A 3,572-nucleotide genomic window follows, 5' to 3' on the forward strand; every position below is an offset into this window, starting at 1 on the left:
GCCTGCGCCAGCTTCGACCAGTTCGAGAGCTTCGAGCACCGCGGCCGCGCCTTCGAGGCCCTGGTCCGCGCCGCGATCGGCGGCTGACAGCGCACGCTGCCGGCGGCGGGTGGCAACTGGCGGTTGCCAGGCTTATGTGCCAGCTTTCGGCAGGAGTTCGAGCGTGGAACGGGTATGAACGTGCGATCCGAGTGGCCACCGGTCGAGGGGCTGGGCCGGCATCCGGCGCTGGAGACGCTGGCCGGGGTGCGGCCGGACGCCGAGGCGGTCGACGCCTTCCTCGCCGGGCAGGCCTTTCCCCTGGCCGAGCCGGGGATGCTGACCTTCGCCTGGCGGGGCCGGGCCGACCACGTGCATCTGGTGCGCTGGATCCACGCGAGCGCCGACCGGCGGCCGTTCGAGCCCGTCGGCGGCACCGACCTCTGGCTGCTGCGCCTGCCGGTCGAGGACGGCGGGCGTTTCGAGTACAAGCTGGCGGTCGGGCGGGGCGGCCACGAGGAGCTGCTGCTCGATCCGCTGAACCCGGAGCGGGCGGGGGATCCCTTCGGGGAGAATTCGGTGGCGCGCACCCTCGGCTACGAGCGGCCGGAGTGGAGCCTGCCGCGCGGGGCGCCGGCGGGGCGGATCGAGGAGATCATGGTCGCGAGCCGAGCCTTCGGCGAGGCGCGCCGGGCGCGGGTCTACCTGCCGGCAGCGCACGACCCGGCGCGTCCCTGCGCGCTGGTGGTGATCCACGACGGGGACGACTTCGTCGCCTATGCCGACCTGCCGGCCGTCCTCGACAACCTGATCGACGCGGGAGAGATCCCGCCGGTCATCGCGGCGCTGGTGCAGACGCGCGACCGGCTCGGGGAATATTCCGGCGGGCGGCAGCATCCGGCCTTCCTGGTCGGGGACCTGCTGCCGGCGCTCTCGGCGCGCTGGCGGATCTCGGAGGTACCGGCGGAGCGGGTACTGCTCGGGGCGAGCCTCGGGGCGGTGGCCTCGCTGGTGACGGCCTTCCGCCATCCGGGGGTCTTCGGCGGGCTCGTCCTGAAGTCGGGCTCCTTCGTCCTCGACGAGCGGAAGCTCGCCCGGCGGCCGCACCCGGTCTTCCACCGCATCGCGCGGGTGATGCGGGCGCTGCGCCGCGCGCCGCCCTTGCCGCCGACGCGGGCCTTCGTCTCGACCGGCGAGCTCGAGGGGCTGGCCGACGAGAACCGGGCCCTCGCAAGCTTCTTGCGCGAACGCGGGGTTGATGTTCTGTTCAAGAGCGCGTGGGACGGCCACCACTGGCACAATTGGCGCGACCAGCTCCGCGACGGGCTGCGGTGGGTGCTGAGACCCGGGGAGGACCAGACCGGCTGACGGCGCCCGGCAAGAGGCCCCGTCCGCCTTGAGGGGGGACGGGAATGCCGCAGCGGACCGTGAACATCGGCCTGTCGCTCGGGGCCGACATCTGCTGGCCGATCGCCTACGAGAGCCTGCTCGAAGGGCTGAATCTCGACCTGAAGCTGGGCCGGCTCAGTCGTGACAGGGTCAACTTCGCCTGCGAGCGGGTGACGATCGAGCCTTTCGACCTGCGCCAGCCGGTCAAGTACGACGTGGTCATCGACCGGCTGACCCACTGGTACACGATCAGCCGCGAGTGGATAAAGAAGGCGATCGTCCTCAACGACCTCTACGTCTACAACAACCCCTGGTCGATCCAGGCGAACGAGAAGCACACCTCCTATGCCGCGATGATGCGGCTCGGGCTCGACATCCCCGAGACCTGGATGCTGCCGGCCAAGGCCTACGAGCATGCCGACGACCTCGAGCCGACGCTCCGGCAGTACGCGCGGCTCTTCTCACTCGAGGAGATCGGCGAGAAGATCGGCTACCCCTTCTTCATGAAGCCCTACCATGGCGGCGGCTGGAAGGGGGTGACGCGGATCGACGACCTCGCTGGCTTCCAGCGCGCCTACGACGCCAGCGGCACCGACCTGATGAACCTGCAGAAGGCGGTCATCCCCTACGACTGGTTCGTGCGCTGCATCGGGCTCGGGCCGCAGACGCGCAAGGTGAACTACGACCCCTCGGCGCCGCTGCACGACCGCTACACCATGGACACGGACTTCCTCCCCGAGACCGACGCCAAGGTGCTGGAGGACACGACGCTCACCATCAACGCCTTCTTCGGCTGGGACTTCAACTCGTGCGAGGCGCTGGCGCAGGGCGGGATCTGGTACCCGATCGACTTCGCCAACGCCTGCCCGGACAGCCAGGTGACCTCGCTGCACTATCACTGGCCCTGGCTCATCAAGGCGAACCTGCGCTGGTCGATCTTCTGCGGCGCGACCGGGCGGAAGATGCGCAAGACCCTCGACTGGGAGCCCTTCTTCGCCATAGCCGACAAGGACATCTCGCCCCGGGAGAAGCTCGCGGGCTATGCGGCCATCGCGCACCAGCGGTTCGAGACGGAGAAGTTCCGCGACTTCTGCCGCAAGCATCTCGGGCATCTCGACGAGCTCGCCTACGACTTCTTCGGGACGGAGAAGCTCCGGGAGGCGATCAATCGCAAGGTGACCGCGCTCTTCCCGGCGCACGAGATCGACGAGTTCACCGAGCTCTTCTGGCAGCGCGTGCAGACCTGGCGCGAGCAGGAAGGGGCGCGCGGCGATGAAGCAGGCTTCTAGGTGGTACTCGGAGCGCATCGAGCAGGAGATCACGCTGGTCCGCTGGGGCCACTGGGGGCAGCCGGTGCTGGTTTTCCCCACCGCGGGCGGCGACGCCGAGGAGATCGAGCGGATGCAGCTCGTCGGGGCGCTGATGCCGCTGATCGAGGGCGGGCGGATCAAGGTCTATAGCTGCGACAACCTCGCCGGCCGCGCCTTCGCCGCGCGGACGGGCTCGGTCGAATACCGCTGCGCGCTGCTCAACCGCTTCGAGGAGTGCGTGGCCGAGGAGGTGGTGCCGGCGATCCGCGCCGACTGCCGCGACGGCGGCGCCGAGGTGGCGGCGGCGGGGGCCTCGCTCGGCGCCTTCATGGCGGTGGCGGTGGCCGCGCGCTACCCCTGGGCCTTCCGCGCCGCGGTGGGCATGAGCGGCAGCTACGACCTCGAGCGGGTGTTCGAGTTCAAGGGCAACGACGACTACTACTTCTCCACGCCGATGAGCTTCCTGCCGAACCTCGGCGGCGGGGCGATGCTCGACCTGCTGCGCCGGCGCTTCTTCGTCCTCGCCTATGGCGGCGGGCGGTGGGAGAACCCCGAGGACAGCTGGCGGCTGGCCGGCATCCTCGGCGCCAAGGGCATCCCCAACCGCGTCGACCCCTGGGGGCCGGAATACGACCATGACTGGCCGACCTGGCGGAAGATGCTGCCGCTCTACCTCGACGACCTCGTGGCCTGAGACGCGGAGGACCCGATGAACGTGATCTTCCTCGAGCCGGGCTTCCCCGCCAACCAGCGCGCATTCGTCCGGGCGCTGCACTCGGTCGGGGCCTTCGTCATCGGGGTGGGCGACCGGCCCTACGAGTGGCTGGACGACGAGCTCAAGGGCTGGCTCGGCGCCTACCAGCAGATCGCCTCGGTGACCGACGAGGGGGCGCT

At 70.0% G+C, this 3,572-nt stretch carries 4 protein-coding genes; all 4 read left to right on the forward strand.

Annotated elements, in window-relative coordinates; all coding sequences use genetic code 11:
- The first annotated feature begins 174 nt into the window (after positions 1-174).
- Positions 175-1,347 (forward strand): alpha/beta hydrolase-fold protein, encoded by a 1,173-nt coding sequence (locus Q0112_RS15550; protein ID WP_297976868.1) that lies wholly within the window; start codon positions 175-177, stop codon positions 1,345-1,347.
- A 44-nt stretch (positions 1,348-1,391) separates the two neighbouring features.
- Positions 1,392-2,657, forward strand: a complete 1,266-nt coding sequence (locus tag Q0112_RS15555; RefSeq protein WP_297976870.1) for a hypothetical protein — start codon at positions 1,392-1,394, stop codon at positions 2,655-2,657.
- Positions 2,641-3,372 carry an alpha/beta hydrolase-fold protein gene (locus Q0112_RS15560; RefSeq protein ID WP_297976872.1) on the forward strand — a complete coding sequence of 244 codons (732 nt, stop codon included), beginning with the start codon at positions 2,641-2,643 and terminating at the stop codon, positions 3,370-3,372. The genes Q0112_RS15555 and Q0112_RS15560 overlap by 17 nt, the downstream gene beginning before the upstream one ends.
- 15 nt (positions 3,373-3,387) lie before the next feature.
- Positions 3,388-3,572: hypothetical protein (locus Q0112_RS15565; RefSeq protein ID WP_297976874.1), on the forward strand; the 185-nt coding region annotated here is incomplete at its 3' end.

Origin of the sequence: uncultured Amaricoccus sp. (assembly GCF_937858865.1) — a bacterium.
Lineage (GTDB): Bacteria > Pseudomonadota > Alphaproteobacteria > Rhodobacterales > Rhodobacteraceae > Amaricoccus.